The sequence below is a fragment of the Arcicella rigui genome, from assembly GCF_034929435.1.
GTDB lineage: Bacteria > Bacteroidota > Bacteroidia > Cytophagales > Spirosomataceae > Arcicella > Arcicella rigui.
Genome location: NZ_JAYFUM010000022.1, coordinates 1 through 21,120 on the forward strand (window position 1 = coordinate 1; position 21,120 = coordinate 21,120).

At 36.5% G+C, this 21,120-nt stretch carries 18 protein-coding genes; 4 read left to right on the plus strand and 14 right to left on the minus strand.

Features of this window, described 5'->3' with window-relative positions:
• Positions 1–141 precede the first annotated feature (141 nt).
• The 4 genes from ilvN to ilvD form a co-directional block, all read right to left on the minus strand.
• Positions 142–672: an acetolactate synthase small subunit gene (gene ilvN, locus VB248_RS17290; RefSeq protein WP_323298066.1), complete on the minus strand. Its 531-nt coding sequence runs from the start codon at positions 670–672 to the stop codon at positions 142–144.
• 124 nt (positions 673–796) lie between these two features.
• Complete coding sequence (gene ilvB / locus VB248_RS17295; protein ID WP_323298067.1) at positions 797–2,539, minus strand: biosynthetic-type acetolactate synthase large subunit; 1,743 nt, start codon at positions 2,537–2,539, stop codon at positions 797–799.
• Between the two features lie 50 nt (positions 2,540–2,589).
• Positions 2,590–3,762 carry a hypothetical protein gene (locus tag VB248_RS17300; RefSeq protein WP_323298068.1) on the minus strand — a complete coding sequence of 391 codons (1,173 nt, stop codon included), beginning with the start codon at positions 3,760–3,762 and terminating at the stop codon, positions 2,590–2,592.
• Positions 3,763–3,798: 36 nt separating this feature from the next.
• On the minus strand, positions 3,799–5,481 hold the full coding sequence (gene ilvD / locus VB248_RS17305; protein ID WP_323298069.1) for a dihydroxy-acid dehydratase: 1,683 nt from the start codon (positions 5,479–5,481) through the stop codon (positions 3,799–3,801).
• Positions 5,482–6,246: 765 nt separating this feature from the next.
• On the opposite strand from ilvD, the gene mgrA reads away from it, so the two are divergent.
• The 3 genes from mgrA to VB248_RS17320 all read left to right on the plus strand — a co-directional run bounded on the left by mgrA (position 6,247) and on the right by VB248_RS17320 (position 9,141).
• A complete protein-coding gene (mgrA, locus tag VB248_RS17310; RefSeq protein ID WP_323298070.1) occupies positions 6,247–7,254 on the plus strand; it encodes an L-glyceraldehyde 3-phosphate reductase in 1,008 nt (335 codons plus the stop codon).
• Between the two features lie 100 nt (positions 7,255–7,354).
• Entirely contained in the window at positions 7,355–8,341 is a 987-nt protein-coding gene (locus tag VB248_RS17315) for an aldo/keto reductase (protein ID WP_323298071.1), read from the plus strand.
• 35 nt (positions 8,342–8,376) lie between these two features.
• The gene (locus VB248_RS17320) at positions 8,377–9,141 is read left to right on the plus strand and encodes a ThuA domain-containing protein (protein ID WP_323298072.1); all 765 of its coding nucleotides are present in this window, start codon (positions 8,377–8,379) and stop codon (positions 9,139–9,141) included.
• A 229-nt stretch (positions 9,142–9,370) separates the two neighbouring features.
• On the opposite strand, the gene VB248_RS17325 is transcribed toward VB248_RS17320, so the two are convergent.
• Both VB248_RS17325 and VB248_RS17330 read right to left on the minus strand, forming a co-directional pair.
• The gene (locus tag VB248_RS17325; protein ID WP_323298073.1) at positions 9,371–11,497 is read right to left on the minus strand and encodes a ComEA family DNA-binding protein; all 2,127 of its coding nucleotides are present in this window, start codon (positions 11,495–11,497) and stop codon (positions 9,371–9,373) included.
• Between the two features lie 36 nt (positions 11,498–11,533).
• Positions 11,534–12,667: a hypothetical protein gene (locus VB248_RS17330; protein ID WP_323298074.1), complete on the minus strand. Its 1,134-nt coding sequence runs from the start codon at positions 12,665–12,667 to the stop codon at positions 11,534–11,536.
• A gap of 269 nt (positions 12,668–12,936) precedes the next feature.
• Between VB248_RS17330 and VB248_RS17335 the strand changes: the two genes are divergently transcribed.
• A complete protein-coding gene (locus tag VB248_RS17335) occupies positions 12,937–13,338 on the plus strand; it encodes a hypothetical protein (protein ID WP_323298075.1) in 402 nt (133 codons plus the stop codon).
• Positions 13,339–13,411: 73 nt separating this feature from the next.
• Here VB248_RS17335 and rnc read toward each other — a convergent pair whose 3' ends face one another.
• The 8 genes from rnc to VB248_RS17375 all read right to left on the minus strand — a co-directional run bounded on the left by rnc (position 13,412) and on the right by VB248_RS17375 (position 20,938).
• Positions 13,412–14,143 (minus strand): ribonuclease III, encoded by a 732-nt coding sequence (gene rnc / locus VB248_RS17340; protein WP_323298076.1) that lies wholly within the window; start codon positions 14,141–14,143, stop codon positions 13,412–13,414.
• A gap of 129 nt (positions 14,144–14,272) precedes the next feature.
• A complete protein-coding gene (gene fabF / locus VB248_RS17345; protein ID WP_323298077.1) occupies positions 14,273–15,523 on the minus strand; it encodes a beta-ketoacyl-ACP synthase II in 1,251 nt (416 codons plus the stop codon).
• A 268-nt stretch (positions 15,524–15,791) separates the two neighbouring features.
• A complete protein-coding gene (locus VB248_RS17350; protein ID WP_323298078.1) occupies positions 15,792–16,028 on the minus strand; it encodes an acyl carrier protein in 237 nt (78 codons plus the stop codon).
• Between the two features lie 122 nt (positions 16,029–16,150).
• Positions 16,151–17,062, minus strand: coding sequence for an ROK family protein (locus VB248_RS17355; RefSeq protein ID WP_323298079.1), 912 nt, complete (start codon positions 17,060–17,062; stop codon positions 16,151–16,153).
• A gap of 156 nt (positions 17,063–17,218) precedes the next feature.
• Positions 17,219–17,746, minus strand: coding sequence for a YkgJ family cysteine cluster protein (locus VB248_RS17360; RefSeq protein ID WP_323298080.1), 528 nt, complete (start codon positions 17,744–17,746; stop codon positions 17,219–17,221).
• Positions 17,743–18,402, minus strand: a complete 660-nt coding sequence (locus VB248_RS17365; protein ID WP_323298081.1) for a hypothetical protein — start codon at positions 18,400–18,402, stop codon at positions 17,743–17,745. Before VB248_RS17365 ends, VB248_RS17360 begins: the two co-directional genes overlap by 4 nt.
• Positions 18,403–18,406: 4 nt before the next feature.
• Positions 18,407–19,582: an AAA family ATPase gene (locus tag VB248_RS17370; RefSeq protein WP_323298082.1), complete on the minus strand. Its 1,176-nt coding sequence runs from the start codon at positions 19,580–19,582 to the stop codon at positions 18,407–18,409.
• A gap of 75 nt (positions 19,583–19,657) precedes the next feature.
• On the minus strand, positions 19,658–20,938 hold the full coding sequence (locus VB248_RS17375) for an adenylosuccinate synthase (RefSeq protein WP_323298083.1): 1,281 nt from the start codon (positions 20,936–20,938) through the stop codon (positions 19,658–19,660).
• Between the last annotated feature and the right edge of the window lie 182 nt (positions 20,939–21,120).

The following is a 21,120-nucleotide window of genomic DNA, read 5'->3' on the forward strand; positions in this document are numbered from 1 at the left end:
ATGTGAATAAAATTGTATTTTTCAAATAAATCGCATCAAATGAAATGAAAAATCCACCCACAACATGAGTGGATTTTATTATAAATGAATATTGAAAAACAATTTTCAAGGAAAGCCTATATGATTTAACTGCTTAAAACCCTACACAATTTCCCAATCATGCTCAGGCAAGTATTCTACTAAACCTTTTTCGGTTTTTCCTACGGCTACTCTTCCTGATTTTAGGTATTCCAAAATTTCCCAGTTTTTCATGTACTGATAAAATTCTGCGATTTCGGTTTCTGTACCGTTTTTTTCAATCACCACGTAGTCGAGTCCCCAGTGAACTACTTTCGCATTCCAGTCAAGGTTAATTTCTTTGATGTTCAAAGGCGAACCGCCCAATGGCGTTGCTAATTTGAAAAGAGCGATTTCATTGAAAACAATTTCGTGGTCCAAGTAACCAAAAACTGCCAATACATCAACTACTTTACGAATTTGGCGAACTAACTTTTCAACTGCCTCACGGCTTTCGTGACGAATTACAATCGTAAATCTTGAAACGCCTTTACGTTCGGTTTCGCAAACATTTAAGGATTCGATATTCAATCTTCTCCTTGTAAAAATAATGGTAATTCGATTCAACAAACCAATAGTATTGGTTGTAAAAACGGATAATGTGTATGTTGTCATTTTTAATTTCTAAATTTAGATTTTAGCTAACAGAAATAAATTGCAGAGCGAAGTAATTGTTGGAATAAAGATTTTTAAACTATATAAATCATTCAATCATCAAACACTCATTCACTCAATAAATTTACTCTAATCTAATGGCTGAAACACTTGCTCCCGCTGGCACCATTGGGAAAACATTTTCTTCTTTTTCACAAATGATTTCTAACAAATAAGGTTTGTCGGAAGCCAATAGGGTATCTAATGATTCAGATAAATTAGCTCTGTCGCTAACGGTATGCCCAGCAATACCAAAACCTTTGGCAATCGTGATAAAATCAGGATTTTGTAATTCTACGAATGAGTAGCGTTTATCAAAAAACAATTGTTGCCACTGACGAACCATTCCTAAGAAATTATTATTCAAGATAATAATTTTCACAGGTAATCCACTTTGTGCAATTGTTCCTAATTCTTGAAGTGTCATTTGGAAACCACCATCACCAATAATAGCAATTACTTCACGTTCTGGAGCACCCGCTTTTGCACCGAAGGCAGCAGGCAAAGCAAAGCCCATTGTACCTGCACCACCAGAAGTAACCAGAGAATTCCAAGTATTATATTGATAATAACGGTTGGTTACCATTTGGTGCTGTCCAACGTCAGTTACAGTTACGGCCTCGCCATTGGTTTTGTTTGAAAGCATCGTAATAGCCTCGCCCATTCTGATTTTATCGCCATCATGGAAAACATCACGTTTAGTGATTTTTTCAAATTCAGCTTCATCATACTTCTTGAACTCAGCTTTCCAAGCATCGTGTTTGCGTTCTTTTACTAATGGCAAAAGAGCTTTTAATGCTTCTTTGGCATCGCCCACAACTGGAGCGTTCGCAAATACGTTTTTGTTGATTTCGGCAGGGTCGATGTCGATATGAACTACTTTTGCTTGTTTGATGAATTTTGATAAATCACCCGTAACACGGTCATCAAAACGCATACCGATAGCAATTACTAAATCTGTTTCGTCTGTTAAAACATTTGCTCCATAATTTCCGTGCATACCCAACCAACCGATATAATTTGGGTGATTTGTCGGTAATGCCGACATACCCAAAAGCGTAGTAGCTACTGGAATATCCGTTTTACGAACAAAAGCATCGAATTCTTCTTGAGCATTTGCGATGATAATTCCGTGTCCTGCAAAAATATAGGGCTTCTGTGCTGCATTAATCAATTTAGCAGCGGCTTCTACTTGGTTTTGCTTTGGTACAAGTCTTGGGCGATAGCTCACCATTTCTGTACAAGGCTTGTACTCAAATGGAATCGTCATTAGGTCTGTCTGAGCAGTACGAGTAATATCCAATAATACTGGTCCTGGACGACCCGACTCTGCAATATAGAAAGCCTTTGCCATGATAGCAGGAATTTCATTAGCATCTGTAATCTGATAATTCCATTTAGTCACAGGCATCGACATACCAATAATATCACACTCTTGGAAAGCGTCTGTACCTAATAAATTTGCTTTTACTTGACCAACTAAACAAACCATTGGAGTAGAGTCTAACAAAGCATCGGCAATTGGCGTCATTAGGTTGGTAGCACCTGGGCCAGATGTTACCATTGCTACACCAGCTCTGCCCGTCATACGAGCGTAGCCTTGTGCTGCATGACCAGCCCCTTGTTCGTGGCGAACAAGGATATGTTTGATTTGGTCTTGATAATCGTAGAGAGCATCATAAGTAGGCATGATTGCTCCGCCCGGATAACCAAAAATGGTTTTAACATTGTTTTCAACCAAGCATTGCATGATTGCCTGAGCCCCTGTCAAGAATTTTGCAGGTTCAGCTTTTTTTTCCTCTACGGTCATGGTTTGTAAGTTTTCCATGTTTATGATTGATTTGTTGAATATGGTTTTGGCTGTTGCCCAAACCATTACTACATAAATTGCCAGCCTCCTACTACTCTGAATTTATTGAGTGTAGGCGTTAAGACTGATACTATAAAACAAATAAGTAAAAGATACTTTAGCTCTTTCTCTGAAAGGTATTTTTTACAAATCATCAACGAGAGCAGTATGGCTAAGTAACTGTACGACATCCCTCTGTTTACGTCATAAGCAATGAAGGCGAAAGCAATAGTGCCAATCAAACTCCCTGCTAATGCTGTTAATAAGAAGTAGTGCTTTTCTCGATATAAAATGACTAAACCCAGTAAGATAAGTAGCCACATACCATCAAAGCCAAACCAAACTCTCAATGAAAGCATTTTAATATTTTCGTAGAAAGTACTAATAAATTCACCGATATAAATGGTGTCGTATAGCTTGTAACTTGTAGTTAAATACCATCTGACGCCCAAGTAAAAAATCCCAGAAATGGCTGTCGCTAATGCTTGTGTCGAAATTTTGAATTTCAAGTCTTTATCAGGTAAAATGCTAAAAGTCCACCAGATAATTACAAAAATGGCATTCACTAAAGCTCGTTCATCTACCCAAAATGCTAATTGACAAAAGCCAAAAATCAAAAGGGGATTTTTGAAATAAACACTCAGCAGTAAAAACAAGAACGCAAAAAAATCGCCATAAGGTGAAATATCTAAGATAAACGAACCTGCTCCAGCATATAAATTGGCGAATCCTGCGATAAAAAAGAAAATCAATAAGCGGTTTTCTTTTTCTCCGAGAATCTTAATAACCACTTTGGTAATCAAGTACAAGTACAAAAATCCTAAAGCTATTGCCAGTCCATAAAGCCAAGCGGCGAAATGTTTTTGTCCGAATATTCGTACCAGTGTCGGCAGAAAAAGTCTAAACTTCAATTTTGCTTCATGCTTATAAGAAGGAATCGAAGCATCTTTTCCACTTCTAAAAAAGGCAAAATAGTCAATAGACTGTTCTCTGATAATGGCATGAGTACTGTCTAATTCTCCTTTTACAAATTCATTGTCGTAGAAATCTCGGTAATAAATAAGCTTACTGGGATTTCCTGAAAAATCTACCACTACGAAAAGAAACACGGATACAAAAATGATTTTCCATATCCAGAATTTCCCACTGAGTAGAAATGATAGTTTTTTTTCTAAATCTGCAATGAGTGCTTCAATATACATTTGTTGATGGTTTAGGATGTTAGAAGTGTTGAGCTTCTATAAATCTGTTACACAGCCTTCGCTTGCTGAGGATACGTTTTTCACATATTTACGTAAAACACCTTGTTTGAATGGTGAAGGTTTTGGTTTCCAGTCTTTGCGTCTTTCTGCCAATTCTTCGTCCGAAACGTGTACGTGAAGGATGTTATTTACGGCATCAATCGTAATCAAATCTCCATCTTTTACTAAAGCGATATTACCACCAACTTGTGCTTCTGGCGTGACGTGACCTACTACGAAACCATGTGTTCCACCTGAGAAACGTCCGTCAGTAATCATCGCTACTTTATTTCCTAAACCTGCACCCATTACTGCCGAAGTAGGTTTCAACATTTCTGGCATACCCGGACCACCTTTTGGTCCTTCGTTACGAATCACCACTACTTGTCCTTCTTTAATTTCACCATTTTGTAAGCATTCGATAAGTTCTTCTTCGCACTCACATACTTTGGCAACACCTTCAAATTTCTCACCTTCTTTTCCAGTAATTTTAGCAACTGCTCCTTCTGTGGCTAAGTTTCCGTATAAAATTTGTAAGTGTCCAGTAGCTTTGATTGGCGATGATAAAGGCTTAATGATGCCCTGAGTTTCAAAATTAAGTTCAGGAACATCCGCCAAGTTTTCGGCAACAGTTTTTCCTGTAATCGTCAAACAATCACCGTGTAATAAACCTTCTTGTAATAAGTATTTCATTACTGCTGGTACGCCACCGATTGAAAGCATATCTTCCATATAATATTTTCCAGAAGGCTTCAAGTCGGCGATAAGTGGAGTACGGTCTGAAATTGCTTGAATGTCTTTCAAAGTAAAATCTACTTCAGCTGCACGAGCAATCGCTAAGTAGTGAAGTACTGCGTTGGTAGAACCTCCCAAAGCAATTACCAATGTCATGGCATTTTCAAATGCTTTACGAGTCATAATATCACGTGGGCAAATGTTTTTCTCCAACAAGTTTTTCATTGCCGCACCAATCGCCAAACACTCAGCTTTTTTGCCTTCGTGAGTAGCTGGATAAGATGAAGAGTTTGGCAAAGTCAAGCCCATTGCTTCCATCGACGACGCCATTGTATTAGCCGTGTACATACCGCCACAAGCACCAGCACCCGGAATTGCATTTTTAATTACGCCTTCATAGTCTTCATCAGAGATATTTCCTGCGAATTTTTTTCCTAAAGCTTCAAAAGCCGAAACGATGTCTAATTTTTGTCCTTTGTACTCTCCAGAACGAATAGTACCACCATACACCAACATCGCTGGGCGGTTTAAACGTGCAATAGCCATCATTGCACCAGGCATATTTTTATCACAACCTACTACGGCAATTACGCCATCGTACCACTGAGCTCCCACTACGTTTTCAATAGAATCTGCAATCAAATCACGAGAAGGTAAAGAATAAGACATCCCGTTGTTTCCGTTGGTCATACCGTCTGAAACACCGATTGTATGAAATATCAAACCCACCATGCCATTTTCTTGAATACCTTTCTTTACATGAACCGACAATCCGTTTAAGTGCATATTACAAGTATTGCCTTCATAACCAGTACTGGCAATACCAATTTGTGCTTTCTGCATATCCTCGGTACTTAGACCGATTCCGTACAACATAGCTTTAGCGGCTGGATTGGTGACTTCTTGAGTAAGGGTTCTTGAGAATTTGTTTAGTTCTTGAGACATTGTATTGAAATGTTTAATTCAAAATTTAGCCTTGACCAAATTTTATAAATGATTTACAATTGATTGACAGATTCGAATAAAAGTATTTGTACTTTATCTGCTTAAATTACATTTTTCTAAGAATCAAAAATGCTGTTAAACAAAAGACCTTTCTCCTGTGGTGAGAAAGGTCTTGGTATATTTAGCAATATCAACCCGTCTCACGCCGATTGGCTGAGTAAAATAATCACAAGGACGATATTGACGATTTTTGAATACATGGAAAATTAGAATTTAATTTTTAGCGAATTTTCGCTATTGTTTTATTCTTTACTTAACAAATATACAGGAGTTAATTTCTTAATTCCAAAGAAATACCAAATAATATTTTAGTAATAAATACTTATGCCAATGATTATTTTCTGATACTTGGTTTTATTACAAAAGATAATTCTTTGTAAAATGGAAATTATTAGGTTTTATTTTGCAAATCTTTTCAGATTCAAGAGAAAATATTTTTTTAGAATCGCCCATTTTTCAATTTAGCGAAATTTCGCTAAATTGAAAAATGGGCGATTAGTACTATAAAATAAACGAATAGTAATAATCGCTTCAAAAATACTTTTAGTATAAAATGTAGAAACGAAGGATAAACCCTAACATAACACTCTTGTATTTTCTATTACATTTGTGTAGATAAGCCAAAATATTTGTCTTTAGAAAGATTGTTTAGGTTTATTGAGCAATTATTGACCTCGTTTATTACTCAATTTTAGTATAATCTAAATGACTTATTTAGCAAATCCTGCTCGTTACGACCAAACGAGTACACGCCCGATGGAGTATCGCCGTTGTGGAAATAGCGGTTTACGTTTGCCAGCTATTTCTTTAGGGCTTTGGCATAATTTCGGGGGTGTTGATGTATTTGAAAATTATCGTGCAATTCTTCAAGCTGCTTTTGATAATGGCATTACACATTTTGATTTAGCTAATAATTATGGACCACCACCGGGGTCGGCAGAAGAAAATTTTGGTGTGATTATGAAAAAAGATTTCACACCTTATCGTGACGAACTCGTGATTTCTACCAAAGCTGGATATTTGATGTGGCCCGGGCCTTATGGCGACTGGGGTTCAAAAAAATACTTGGTTGCCAGTCTCGACCAAAGTTTGAAACGCATGGGCTTAGACTATGTAGATATTTTTTATCATCATCGTCCAGACCCGAATACGCCTTTGGAGGAAACAATGGCAGCTTTAGATTTAATCGTCAGACAGGGCAAGGCTTTGTACGTCGGAATTTCAAATTATAAAGCCGAAGAAGCTGAAAAAGCAATCGCTATTTTGAAACAACTTGGAACGCCTTGTTTGATTCATCAGCCTAAATATTCCATGTTTGAACGTTGGGTAGAAGGTGGTTTGTTGGATGTATTGGGTCGTGAGGGCGTAGGCTGTATTCCTTTTTCGCCTTTGGCTCAGGGGCTTTTAACGGACAAGTATTTGAAAGGTATTCCGAACGATTCAAGGGCTTCAAAAGCACATGGTTTCTTGAAGAGTAGTCAAGTAACCCCCGAAGTAGTGGCTCGCTTAGAGCAACTCAATACAATTGCTCTCGACCGTGGACAATCTTTGGCACAAATGGCACTGGCTTGGTTGCTGAAAGATGAGAGAGTAACCTCAGTATTGATTGGGGCAAGCAGAGTATCACAATTATTAGATTCTTTGGATTGCCTAAAGAATAAAAATTTTACAGAAGAAGAATTAAATACAATTGAAAAAGTTTTGAGCAAATAGCTATGAGCTACAAGCTTTGAGCCATGAGCTTTGAGTTTTTAATAAGCTCATGGCTCAAAGCTTAAAGCTATTAGCTTTTTTAAAAATAAATTTCAAACAAATGCAATATAGAAAGTTAGGTAAAACTGGTTTTGAGATTTCAGAAATCAGTTTGGGAACATGGCAAGTAGGAGGGAAGTGGGGCGATGATTTCAGTCATGAAACAGCCGAAAAAATCCTTCATACAGCTGTGGACTCAGGTATCAATTTTATAGATACTGCCGATGTTTATGGTAATGGTGAAAGCGAAAAAGCCGTTGGAAAATTTGTGAAAAGTCGTTCTGAACGCCTTTTTGTAGCCACAAAATGTGGACGACAATTGAATCCGCACGTCAATCAAGCCTATCAGCCAGCAGTACTTCGTAAGTTTGTGGAAGACAGTTTGACGAACATGGGTTTAGAAACCCTTGATTTGATTCAACTGCACTGTCCGCCAACAGAAGTATATTATCGCCCTGAGATATTTGAATTATTCGACCGATTGAAAGATGAAGGAAAAATTCTGAATCTGGGAATCAGCGTCGAAAAAGTGGAGGAAGCTCTGAAAGGAATCGAGTACGACAATGTTACTTCTGTTCAAATCATTTTCAATGTTTTCCGTCAGCGACCTGCTGAACTATTTTTTGAACAAGCCAAGAAAAAAGACATTGGCGTAATTGTAAGAGTACCCCTTGCCAGTGGATTGTTGACGGGAAAATTCTCGAAAACTTCTACTTTTACCGCAGGCGACCACCGCAATTTCAACCGCAACGGCGAACATTTTGATAAAGGAGAAACTTTTTCAGGAATCGACTATGAAACAGGATTAGCTGCTGTGGACGAACTAAAAGCTTTATTTCCAGAAGAAACAAATTTAGCCACGATTGCTCTACGTTGGATTTTACAACACGATGTCGTAAGTACTGTTATTCCGGGGGCATCTCGCCCAGAACAAGTATTGTCAAATTTGGAAGTTTTCAACATTCCAGATTTAAGCTCCGAGCAAGTTGCCAGCATCAATCAGGTATATCAAAAGAGTATTAAACCATTGGTTCATCACTTATGGTAATAAGATTTTTAGTATTCAATTTAATCATTCAAAACATGAAAAATAATCTCTTCAAAAGTACGCTTTTGTTATTGTTGGCACTTTCTATGTCAAGTGCAAGTTTTGCTCAACAATTTAAAGTTTTGTTATTCACCAAAACGGCAGGCTTTCACCACGAATCAATCCATGAAGGAGTAACAGCTATTCGTCAATTGGCGGCTCGCAACAGTTTTACAGTAGTTTGGCAAGAAAACGCTTCGGTTTTCAACGATAAAGATTTGGCAGATTTCAGTGCGGTAATTTTTTTAAGTACCACAGGCGATATTTTGAATGACGAACAGCAAGCCGCTTTCGAGCGATTTATTCGTTCTGGCAAAGGTTTCGTGGGCGTTCATGCAGCTTCGGATACTGAGTACGATTGGGCTTGGTACACAAAATTAGTTGGGATGATGTTTAAAATTCACCCTGCTCAACAAACTGCTTATTTGAAAGTAGAAGATAGTAATTTTCCGGGAATGGAGCGTTTCCCTAAAAAATTACTTTGGACTGACGAATGGTATGAGTTTGGTGAATTGAAATCAAAAGATTTACATTACTTGGTATCAATCGACGAGAAAAGTTATAATCCGTATGCGAAATGGGGAACAAATGAAGGAAAAGGAATGGGCAATTTCCACCCAATTTCATGGTATCATAACTACGACGGCGGTAGAGCATTTTACACAGCTTTAGGACATATTCCTTTAACTTATTCAGACCAAACATTCTTAGACCATCTTTATGGTGGAATTTATTGGGCTGCTACGGGCAAAGGTTTATAATAAATATGAGTTATTAATGATGAATTAGTACTGTACGAAAGTTTTACTTAGGATTTCGGATTTCAGATGTCGGATTTCGGCATTATAAATACTTTTTTTGGAAAATATTTCCTAAAATTTCCGAAATCCTAAATAGCTTTAAAACTTTCGTACAGTACTAATTTTAGATTTCAGATAAAAATATTTAATAAATCCGGAGTCCCAAATCTGATAAATAGTGGATTTTCTTCTAAAAATGCAAACGTAATTGTACTTTTACTTCCGAACGATGCGAGGTTAAAATTTCTTCTAAACCCGAACCAAAAGTACTTTCTTCGCCCAGTAAATCAGTTCTTGCCCAACGAAACCAAGCATCTATATTTCGGTTAAACTTGTACTTTGCCAAGAAGTAATGCCTAAATCCATGTTGATAGTAGGCTGGAAACGAAAAAGCATAAAGTACATCTTGTTCATAAAAATATTGGCGATTATCATAATCATCCGTTTTGAAAAAGGCAATTCTACTTCCTAAAGCCCATCTTCCCAAATCTGCATTTACATCTTGAGCAACGGCAAAACCTTGAGTGAAATCTTGTCCTTCAAACTGAAAAGTACTGAACGAAGCTCTTGTTTGAAATTCCCACATTTTAGACATTTTGTAATTCAAATTTACCAGCAAAGCCCTTTTTGTTCTTTCTTTTACTACGCTGATTTCTCTGGTTTTTTCTTTGCCATTGTCCCAGTAAGTTTCGGTGATTTTGGTATTTTCTTCTTTATTCTCTTGCCTGATTTGCAAATAAGTCTGTAATTTTTTTGACGGTTGAAAAGTAAGCCTTGCCAAAAAGTCAAAGCCTTGCGTTGGCTGTTTGTCCACCAAATACTTATACCACGGAAAGTAAAAATAATCAAAATAAGCCGTAGCCAACCATTGCTTATTGAAAGCATGCTTTAGTCCAGAATAAATACCTTTTTCGTTGATATTGCGTGAACTTTCGGAAAAACTGTTCGCATAAAAACTATGGAAATCAGGCTCGTAATTTCTGGCAATAATCGAAACGTCCGTTCGCTTGTTCAAACTGGCTAAAATGCCCGTTACTGCCCCAATGCCACCACTTTGCGAGCGAGCAATTTCACTGAAAAGATTGTAATTCTGAAAATGATATGACCAATGAAGGCTCATCAGTAGATTTTCTTTTCCCGAAAATTCAAATTGATTATAAGCTTTGTCTGCTTTTTGTAAGGGCAAACTAAAATTTGTTTGCAAGACCGTAAAACCAGCTTGAAAAGTTTTGTTTCGGAAAGTAACATCACCTCCGAAATTTTCTTCCGTCAAAGCCGCTTTATCGCTAATTTCTGAAGGTGTTCGGTGCAAACCAGAAGTTTGTAGCGAAGTGACATAATTTTCGTTGGTATTTTTATCAATCGCCAAATTGGCATCACGATTCATACGAGAATAAAAAGCCGTTATTTCAAAAGCCTTGATTTGGTAGGTAGCTGCTGCTCCACGAAAAAAATTACTTTCCATCACCGAAGAGTAGGGGCGAATGCCCAAATGATTTCTACGGGTAGTCAGAACGGTTTCCGCTCCTTTTCCCAAGTAAAAACCTGCGGCAGAAACCAAACCTTGTCCGAACTGCAATTGATAATCGCCCAAGCTGATATTTTTCCAATGACCTTTATTTTGAATTTGAAAATGAAAGGAAGTAAAATCCGTCACTTGGCTTTCGCCTTCATCTTTTTCGAGCGTAAAACCTGCACTAAAATCTTTGGGCAAAGTGATTTTGTAGCGAGCAAACAATTTCATCGGCGAGCCTTCGTAACGAACTTTACTTCGACTGTCGGGTTGGGTAAATCCTTTTTTGGTTTCGAGGTACTGAGCGTACCTAAGCAAAAAGTATTGATTAGCTTTTTGAAGGCTATTTTGAAGACTTTTAATTGAAAAACTTTCCGTCTTTACGGTTACGAATGGAATCAGTTGATGAATCGTTGGCAAGTCAAAATCAGGAATCGCCTGTAATTCATAGATGGATAATAGTGTTCCGATTTTTTCACGATAAGTAAAAAAAGCGTTCAATTGTTTTTCAGAAAGTAAGTACAAAGAAGCTAATTCCTGACGGGATACTTGGTTTAAATCGAGCGGATTCAGATAATTTTGGTAGAGAGATTCGATTAATTCTTCTGAAACGCCATCGCTCGGATTTCCGATAATTTCTTGAATAAGTTGACGAATGTTGTTTTCTTTAGCAGAAAAATTTTGAGCATTTACATGAGTACCAAAAATAATACCCAGTGTAAGGAGTAGGATTTTATACATGGCAAAAACAGTTATTGCAGAAAAAAATAAAGTGATGCCTTGAGTAATAATTACTAAAAGCATCACTTAACATGCTTTATACCAGTAAATTAAGAAATTTTATTGATATTTTCTACCAACAACTTCTAAAAAATCGTTTGCTTCTTCGGCTACCGTAATCCAATTATATTTTGTAGCTAAAGATTTGTTCATATAGTTTTTAGCCTCTGCAAAATTGCTACAAGCATCCAATTTATCAATGGCATTGTTGTAAGCATTGATGTCGCCATCGAACAATCTTCCAATAAAGACAAATTTTTGATTCAAACTAATGCCATCAGCGATGCTTTTGATGGGTCTATTGAAAGTGAGTTCAGAAAGTGGCGAACCACCGACAATCGTTTCTTTTTTCAATAAATCATTTACAGTTGGTAAATCTCCGACGAAAGAATCATTCAGACTATCAATTTTCGGGATTTTTATATCAGCAGGAGTACCTTCACGGTCGATGGCCGCTTGAATTTTGTCCACCGTTGGTAGTGGAGCATCTTCGTCGTCGCTTTCTTCATCAAAAAACGAATGCGATTGCGACAATTTCATCGAAGTAATCTGAACGTTATCTTCTACTTTACTTGCAGCAGATTTCAAGAACGCATTTTTATCCAAAGGTACTTTTGCCGAAAGTACGTCTAAATATTTATCAGGGTTTTCAAACTCATTTTTTTCAGCAATATCTTTCAACCAGTTTAAAGCGGCCGTTACATATACTTTTTCTTCACCACCCATGCGTTCGGTCATGGCTTTGGCGATATGAGCATTGATTTTGGTATATTTACTAAGTTGAGTCAGACGGTCTTTGGTCAGAGCGAATTCAGGAGAATCACGCACGAAATCATCAAAGTACTTTGGTGGGTCCAGCAACAAAGTGATAGTTTTCACCACAGCTTTAGCAAGCATAGGCTCAAAATGTTCACGTTTTACCAAAATATTTTGCGAAGCCGTATTCATAAATGTTTTGAGAGCATTTTTTACATCTTCGCTTTCAAAGTTGAAATAAGGGCTTTTGAATGATTCAGTGTCTGCTTTCCATTTTTCGTACAAATCGCTCACAACAAACATATTCACTTGTGCAACGTTGCTCAACTTTAGGATTTGCTGACCGTTGATAGTGGCAGTTCTATTGAAAAAATCATCACAAACTTTAGCAGCGTACTGCTGTCCATAATTCTCGATTGCCGAAAAAACTAACTTCATGATTTCTTAGAGGGGCTTTTAAACTATGTCTTTTAAAAATACTACTTCTATCTAATTAACAAAGTTAATTGATTAATGAATGAAAAAGAAGGTTAAGTGTTGCTTTCAAAAAAAAACTTAAAATTCAATCATTATTAAGCTGAGAAGACAAAAATTGAACCAAAATAAGCCTTATGTTTGATGAAAATAATAGTTTATCTTCGAACATAAAACTCTATATACTCATAAATATACCATGCACAGTTCACAAAACCCAATAGAAAGTAATTATGGAATTAATTAAACCCTTGCTAAAAGGAATACTATATGTGGTATTAGGAATGATTGTTTTAATTTTTTCATTCGTATTTATTTTACCAATGTTTACGAGTCATAAAGCAAAATTTGAGATTAATCCCATTAATGGAGAATATGTTTTTGAGCATATTTTCCCTAAGCATGATAATTACACCAATATTGTTATAGCAATTGATGGGGAAATAAGTGAAGACACCGACATTTTAATGGGATATACTGGAGGTGTTAATGTAATTAAACTTTCTAAAAGTACTGATATTGATACAGTTTACCGAAATGATTATTATGCCAATGAAGTTAAATTAACCTTTAAGTTCAATAAAAAGTGTAAAGGCAATTTAAAAGGTACAGTTTGGGTTAGTTTTATTCCATAAGAAGCCAATAGACCAATAGAAAAAGCCCGAAGAAATAAATTCTCTCGGGCTTTTTTCTTGAAATAATTTCTTATCAACTAATCTCTAATTTTTCGCAAGCTTTCATGGCTGCGGTTTGTTCTGCTTTCTTTTTGGAATAACCTTGTCCAATAGAGAAGGCTTCTTCATTTACGTAAATCGTAGCAGTAAATTCTTTATTATGTTTCGAGCCTTCTTCAACAATATCAAAGCGAATGGCTTTTCCTTCACGTTGGGCCCACTCAATGACGATTGATTTGAAATTTGGGTTATTCTGTACAACCGTTTCAATATCGAAGTGCTGAGTGATGATTTTTTTGATAATAAACGACCTCGTGAATCGAAAACCTTTATCTAAATAAATCGCTCCAATGAGTGCTTCGAGGGCATCGCCATACATAGAAGTACGAGCAAGTACAGTTCTGCGATTACCGTCGTATTCAACGAGTTTATCTAAACCAATTTTACGAGCAACTACATTCAATGACTCACGACTGACCATTCTTGAACGAATTTCTGTTAAAAAACCTTCATCTTTGAACGGAAATTTTTTAAACAAGTATTCGGCAGTTATCATTCCCAGTACTGAGTCTCCTAAAAATTCAAGGCGTTCGTTTGAGTCCTTATAACCTTTAGCAATTGTTTCTTTAGAAACCGAAGAGTGCATAAAAGCCAAGCGATAAAGCGTAAGATTGGAGGGGTTTTCTCCAATAATATGTTCAACCGCATTTTTTAACTTTTTGTCTTTTGGGTCGCTCGAAAAAAATTCAATAATTGGTGATAGCATATTTTTTAATTTGATAATTGATAGTTGATACTTGATAGTCCAAGCTTTTTGAAGGAGATTACTTTAATAAAAACTTGACTTCGCTTTAACTACTATCAATTATCCCCTATTCACTATCCACGATAATAACTATATTTTCTTGAATATGACAGTAGCATTATGACCTCCAAAGCCAAATCCATTACTTAAAACCACATCAATTTTTCTGGCTTGAGCTTTGTTAAGCGTTAGGTTCAAGCGGTTATCTACTTCTGGGTCTTCGGTAAAGTGGTTGATTGTTGGAGGAACTATTTGGTGTTGGATTGCCAAAATCGAAGCCACAGCCTCTACTGCACCTGCACCACCAAGTAAGTGACCAGTCATAGATTTTGTTGAACTAATATTCAATTTATAAGCGTGTTCACCAAACAAATCTACAATAGCTTTCAACTCTTGAGGGTCACCAAGTGGAGTTGAAGTACCGTGAGTATTGATATAATCTACTTCTTCGGGCTGGATACCAGCATCGTCCAAAGCATCTTTCATCGAAAGTAAAGCTCCGTAACCTTCTGGATGTGGTGCTGTGATATGATACGCATCAGATGAGAAACCACCACCGATTAATTCTGCATAGATTTTTGCTCCACGAGCAATAGCGTGGTCATAATCTTCTAAAATTAAAGCACCTGCACCTTCCCCTACAACAAAACCGTCACGGTCTTTATCATAAGGACGAGAAGCCGTTTTTGGGTCGTCGTTACGCTCAGACATGGCACGCATGGCCGTAAAACCACCCACACTCGCAATGGTTACAGCGGCTTCAGAACCACCCGTTACACAAATATTAATACGTCCTAATCTGATATAATTAAAAGCATCAATAATTGCATTGTTTGCCGAAGAACAAGCCGAAACAGTTACGTAGTTTGGCCCACGGAAACCATGGCGGATAGAAATATTACCTGATGCAGAGTCTGCAATCATTTTTGGAATAAAGAAAGGGTTGATTTTAGGAGTACCATCACCTTTTCCGAAATAAATCATTTCATCTTCAAAGGTTTTCAATCCACCAATACCCGAACCCCAAATTACACCAACTTTATTTTTATCAATACTTTCAAGGTCAAGTCCAGAATCAACAATCGCTTCATCCGCTGCTACCACAGCATATTGCGTAAAGTTATCCATACGACGAGCATCTTGGCGGGGAATAAACTTAGTTACATCAAAATTTTTCAGCTCGCAAGCAAAACGAGTACGAAACTTAGCGGCATCAAATTTTGTGATATAGTCGCAACCACTGACTCCGTTTTTTAGTCCTTCCCAATATTCTGGTACAGTATTTCCGATAGGAGTCAATGCACCTATTCCCGTTACGACAACTCTTTTAAAACTCTTCATGAGGAAAATAAAATTTAACTAATCTTGAATTAGATAAAAGATGATAGATAAGTTAAGGTTAAGAGAGATTTAATAGAGATGATGAATGAGGGCAATTGATACTACACATCTCTTTTCTCTTGGCTTTTATCTAAGAATATAAAATTACGCTCAAATTTGAGGATAATTCACATGAAAATCAACAAAAATGTGCTAATCTGTCAATAAAACTATGGTTCAGGCAGAATCAATAATTTTACTTACAAATTAGCACATAAAGAAACACAAATTACTTGGCGTTTTCTTCAAGATATGCGATTGCATGACCTACTGTTTGGATATTTTCAGCTTGATCATCAGGAATAGAAACGTTGAATTCCTTTTCAAATTCCATGATTAATTCTACTGTATCCAATGAGTCTGCACCCAAATCATTTGTGAATGAAGCCTCTGGAGTAACTTCTGCTGCGTCAACGCCCAACTTCTCGACGATAATGCTTTTTACTTTTTCTGCAATGTCTGCCATTTTTAGAACGATTTTTGGTTAGAAAAACGGTGCAAAGATGAGGATAAAAATTTGATTATCAAACATTTTTTTAGCACCGCATTACTATAAAAAGATTTACTATAAATATTTCAAGGATTAACTTAAAAACATAGAGAAGCAGCTCCTAAAAGGCCTGCATCGTTGCCCAAAGTTGCACGTTTTATCGTCAAACCTTCAGCGTGATACTTTGTTAACCAGCGTTTTAGCTGTGCTGTCATTGATGGAAGGATATAGTCAAATGATGCTGACAAGCCACCGCCAATGAGTATTAAATTGATGTCTAAGATAGCTACTAAGTGGCATAAATTTTCGCCCAACAATTCACCAACTTTTGCAAAAACTTGCAAAGCTAACTCGTCACCCTCAGAGGCAGAAGCCACTAAACCTGTGGTTGAGATTGTACCATCGTCTGGTAGTTGGGTTTCTCCTTTGTAAGCTTTACGCATTGTATTGGCAAGGTCTAATAGCTCATTTTTGCCAATATTTCTTTCTAATACTTTGCCATTGATAGAAGGAGTATGACCAGGTTCCATGGCATTTCCACGTCCGCCAGTAAATACTTTTTTTCCAATAATGGCTGCACCACCAACTCCTGTTCCGAGCGTAATAAAGATATAACTTTCGTCGATTCGTTCTTCACCAAAGTAAAACTCACCTAAAGCGGCTGCATTTGCGTCGTTTTCAAGGAAGAAATCTACTGCAGGAAAGCGTTTTTTTAAGATTTCAACCAAAGGTATATTATTCAACTCAGGAATCGCTGTAATTTCGATAGGCGTTACTCTGGCTGAATTAATCATTCCGGGTAAACCAATTCCTACTTTCGTAATGTTTTTATTGTCAATTAATTGTAAGCCAATTGCTTCTCCAAGACGATCTTCGAAATGTCCTGATTTACGCCAACTTACAGTATCATGACTATAAAAGTTTGAAATCTGACCTGTTTCAGAATTTACAATTCCCATTTTGACATTCGTTCCGCCAATGTCTATGCCTAAGTACTCGACTGCCGCCATTAATTTATTATTGTATAGTGATAGTAAAAGTTTCGTGGCTCAAAAATACGGATTTTTTATTTGTAGATAATATAATCTGTGGCGTTTTATATGTTTTTATGTGTATATCCCTCAATTTAAGGAATATGATATGTATTCTTTTACTGATTTAGGTTTTTAACTATCTAAAATGCCTCCTTTATTACCAAGTCCAGCTTTTTTTAATTGTTCTACAATTTCAAAAACCGCAGGGCAAACTTTGGTATTTTCTAAAGTAAGTGGCAAGATTCCTGCGATATTTTTGCGGTCTGTATGTGGGTATTCTCGGCAAGCTTTTGGGCGAAATTCATAGATAGAACAGTAATTATCAGCACCTAAAAAAGTACAAGGCGAGGAGTTTAATACATAGTCGCCATCGCTATCAAGATGAAGATGCTCTTTGACTAACTGTGCTGGACGAATCCGTAAATGCTTGGCAATGCGGTCGATGTCTATGTCTGTAAATATTGGACTGGTAGTTTTACAGCAATTGCCACATTTTAAGCAATCAACTTCGTCAAAAACCTCATCATGAACAGGATGAAATGCTTCGTCCAACTTCTTGATTTTTTTATTTTTAAGTCTATCAAAAAACTTTTTATTTTCAGGAAACTTCAAGCGAGCTTGCTCGTTGAAAGCTTCTATATTTTCTTCTGTGTATATCATGGAGTAATGTTTTTCTCTAAAACGGATTCTACAAAAATCTTTAGACTGGGGTTTGATTGATATGCTTTCATCAACACTTTGCTCTTACGATAGTCTTTTGAAACCTTATCGTAATCCTTGTAATTCTTCTCAAATTTTCCAGCTTTTTGATGAAGTTTGTAATTACAATTATTGATGGATTCTTTAATTTTATCATTGTAATAAATCGGTAATAGCCAACATTCTATTTCATCAACTGAAATGGCAAAAATGATTCTATGAATTACTTTATCGAAAAACTCTTTTCCAAAAGTTTCCAAAATACTTAGCTTAAATTTATCTATTACTTTTTCAACCAATACTTCTGGTGACAGCCTTTTCCCTTCATCGCTTGTTTGTTTTACTTCATAGTGAGTTTGCTCAGAAACGTCAGTATCAATCTGAACAACCAAATACTGAATACTTTGAAAAGCATCTCTAAAATCTTGGGAACGACAGTATTCAAACACTTTATACCAGCCACCAAATTTTTTAATTTCATCTTCATTTGTGGCATCACGAATAGGTTGTAAAGGAGTTATTTCATCAGAAATATCATCTTCAAACAAACCGATTAAAATATTTTCTAATACGGCATGGTCTGAAGGACCTTCTGCTACAAGTCCAAATAGTGTCATGGTTTTAGAAGTTTTTTGGTAAACCACCAATGTAGCCTCTCATAAACTGTTCTGAAAGTCGAACTGGGATTTCTCCTTCGGGAGTAGCAATTGGTAGAACTCTTTTTGTTTTGGTATGTCCATCTTTATTTCTTGACACAACTAACAAGCGTTGCTCATCATCATTCAAATTGAGTCCATCCAAAACAGCAGGATTATGCGTTGTGAAAATCACTTGCTTATCGTGTTTTTTAGCCAATTTGCTCAGTATTTTGATTAATTCGCTACATAATTTTGGATTCAGCGAAGTATCAATATTATCAATGGCAAAAAACTTGGGTGTGTATTTTGAAATAAATAAAGCAAAATAAAACATCAAAAAAAGAAAGCCTTCATTGGCACTTCGTTGGTCGAAGTATTGTAATCCTTCTTCCAAAAAACGGTCTTTTATCCTGATTCTTCTTTCAGTAAAAACCAAATCTTTAGGAATTTCAAAGCCTTCAAACCAATCAATTAATTCTAAATTTTCAATGATTTCATGAAACTCTTCTGGGGTTTCATGACTCATCACTGAAAGTAATTTGAATAAGCCTTCGCCTCTAATACCTAAAGGTTCAATTTGAGATTCTTCTTCAAATTTTCTTAGAAAAGTGTTTTCGGGAGCGTAGATTAGGAAGTTGCTAATGTCCTGATATAACAGAGACAACAGAGGTTTCATTCTGGTAGCTGAATCTTCTAATACGGTTTTAGTTTTTTCTTCATCAATTTTAATTTCTCCTGATTTTATTTTTGACAATATTTCTTTATGAATAGGGTCATTCATAAGAGATTCCATCAATTCTTTGGCTGAAGCAGTAAACTTATCTTTAACTTTACTTGACCATCCAGAAAAAAAAGAGTTTACGTTATTAATTTCAATTTCTGTAATCTCTCCAGCAATATTAAAGTCAATATTAATTGGTTGATTTATAGTTCTATAAAAGCCACTTTTCATCCAAGCAGGCTCAGTTACTCTAATTCCTCTTGCACTTAAAAATTCTTTTCCCAACTTATCTTCAGCCGCAGCCGAGCCAAAAGCGATTGCTTCCAAGATATTACTTTTCCCACAACCATTTGCTCCTATCAAAATATTGACACGTCCTAATTCAAGTGTTAAATCTTGAACTGATTTATAATTCTGTATCCTTACTTCTTTGACCATCTTGCTATCATTAAATAAAAAGGTTCGACAATTTACAAAAAACTGTCGAACCTTTTGGAAATATTATATTGGATATTAAGCCAATGCTCCTTTCAATACACATTCGTCACGGTCTGGGCCTGTTGAAATAAAATTGATAGGTAAGCCTAATTTTTCTTCTAAGAAATTGATGTAACCAGTCAATTCAGCAGGAAGGCTTTCAAAAGTTCTTAAACCTTCTAATGAACAGTTCCAACCTTTCAAGGTTTCATAGATAGGCTCTACAATGGTATCTGTCATGTCGTAAGGCAATTGCTCAGTTACTGTTCCGTCTGGTAGTTTATAAGCAACGCATACTTCGATTTCTTCAAAAATATTCAATACGTCGGCTTTCATCATTACCAATTGCGTTACGCCATTAATCATCATGGCATATTTCAAGGCTGGTAAATCAATCCAACCACAACGACGAGGACGACCAGTAGTTGAACCAAATTCACGACCTTCTTGACGCATTCTTTCGCCAACTTCATCCAATAATTCAGTTGGGAATGGTCCAGAACCTACACGAGTAGCGTAAGCTTTGAAAATACCATATACTTCGCCAATATTTTTTGGAGCAACCCCCAAACCTGTACAAGCACCTGCAGAGATAGTATTTGAAGAAGTAACAAATGGATATGAACCAAAGTCAACATCTAATAAACTTCCCTGAGCACCTTCTGCCAAGATTGTTTTTCCGGCTGTAATAGCTTGATTTACTGAGTACTCAGAGTCAACCAAACGGAATTGCTTCATAAACTCTACGGCTTCAAAGAAATCAGCTTCTGCGGCAGTAAGGTCATATTCGAAATTATATACGTCTAAAACCGCTTTGTGACGAGCTACCAAAGCATCGTATTTCGCTTTGAAATTTGGAGAAATCATATCTCCAACTCTAAGACCTTGACGAGAAATTTTATCTGTATAAGTTGGTCCAATTCCTTTTAAAGTTGAACCAATTTTAGCGTCACCTTTCGCTTTTTCGTAGGCAGCATCTAATAAACGGTGTGTAGGAAGAATAATAGAAGCTTTTTTAGAAACTTCTAAATTTTCAAGCACATTCAAATTATACTTTGCTAAACCGTCAATTTCTTTTTTGAAAATAATCGGGTCAAGCACAACACCGTTACCAATAATGTTTTGAACATCTTGGCGGAAAATTCCAGAAGGAATTTGGTGCAAAACGTGTTTAAACCCATCGAATTCAAGGGTATGTCCAGCATTTGGGCCACCTTGAAAGCGTGCAACAACTTGATACTTAGGGGCTAAAACATCAACTATTTTACCCTTTCCTTCATCGCCCCACTGCAAACCCAACAATACATCTACTGCCATTTTTTTGTTTTTTGGTTGTCATTCTCACATCGAAAGCATCTGGCGGTGGCAGACCAGTTCCCTCCTGACGTTGAGATGACAGGAAACAGAAAAATCAAAAAAGAATAAACCACCTAATCAAAGTCGCAAAGATAAACAAACTAAAAATAAAACCTCACAAGAATTTTAATACTTGTGAGGTT

Excerpts from the sequence above, each read along its gene's own strand:
- rnc (WP_323298076.1), bottom strand. The coding sequence starts at position 14,143 with ATGCTATCACCAATTATTGAATTTTTTTCGAGCGACCCAAAAGACAAA.
- VB248_RS17375 (WP_323298083.1), bottom strand. The coding sequence starts at position 20,938 with ATGGCAGTAGATGTATTGTTGGGTTTGCAGTGGGGCGATGAAGGAAAG.
- VB248_RS17365 (WP_323298081.1), bottom strand. The coding sequence starts at position 18,402 with ATGACACTATTTGGACTTGTAGCAGAAGGTCCTTCAGACCATGCCGTA.
- VB248_RS17350 (WP_323298078.1), bottom strand. The coding sequence starts at position 16,028 with ATGGCAGACATTGCAGAAAAAGTAAAAAGCATTATCGTCGAGAAGTTG.
- VB248_RS17330 (WP_323298074.1), bottom strand. The coding sequence starts at position 12,667 with ATGAAGTTAGTTTTTTCGGCAATCGAGAATTATGGACAGCAGTACGCT.
- VB248_RS17335 (WP_323298075.1), top strand. The coding sequence starts at position 12,937 with ATGGAATTAATTAAACCCTTGCTAAAAGGAATACTATATGTGGTATTA.
- VB248_RS17320 (WP_323298072.1), top strand. The coding sequence starts at position 8,377 with ATGAAAAATAATCTCTTCAAAAGTACGCTTTTGTTATTGTTGGCACTT.
- ilvB (WP_323298067.1), bottom strand. The coding sequence starts at position 2,539 with ATGGAAAACTTACAAACCATGACCGTAGAGGAAAAAAAAGCTGAACCT.
- mgrA (WP_323298070.1), top strand. The coding sequence starts at position 6,247 with ATGACTTATTTAGCAAATCCTGCTCGTTACGACCAAACGAGTACACGC.
- VB248_RS17370 (WP_323298082.1), bottom strand. The coding sequence starts at position 19,582 with ATGGTCAAAGAAGTAAGGATACAGAATTATAAATCAGTTCAAGATTTA.
- VB248_RS17315 (WP_323298071.1), top strand. The coding sequence starts at position 7,355 with ATGCAATATAGAAAGTTAGGTAAAACTGGTTTTGAGATTTCAGAAATC.
- VB248_RS17355 (WP_323298079.1), bottom strand. The coding sequence starts at position 17,062 with ATGGCGGCAGTCGAGTACTTAGGCATAGACATTGGCGGAACGAATGTC.
- ilvN (WP_323298066.1), bottom strand. The coding sequence starts at position 672 with ATGACAACATACACATTATCCGTTTTTACAACCAATACTATTGGTTTG.
- VB248_RS17300 (WP_323298068.1), bottom strand. The coding sequence starts at position 3,762 with ATGTATATTGAAGCACTCATTGCAGATTTAGAAAAAAAACTATCATTT.
- VB248_RS17360 (WP_323298080.1), bottom strand. The coding sequence starts at position 17,746 with ATGATATACACAGAAGAAAATATAGAAGCTTTCAACGAGCAAGCTCGC.
- VB248_RS17325 (WP_323298073.1), bottom strand. The coding sequence starts at position 11,497 with ATGCTTTTAGTAATTATTACTCAAGGCATCACTTTATTTTTTTCTGCA.
- fabF (WP_323298077.1), bottom strand. The coding sequence starts at position 15,523 with ATGAAGAGTTTTAAAAGAGTTGTCGTAACGGGAATAGGTGCATTGACT.
- ilvD (WP_323298069.1), bottom strand. The coding sequence starts at position 5,481 with ATGTCTCAAGAACTAAACAAATTCTCAAGAACCCTTACTCAAGAAGTC.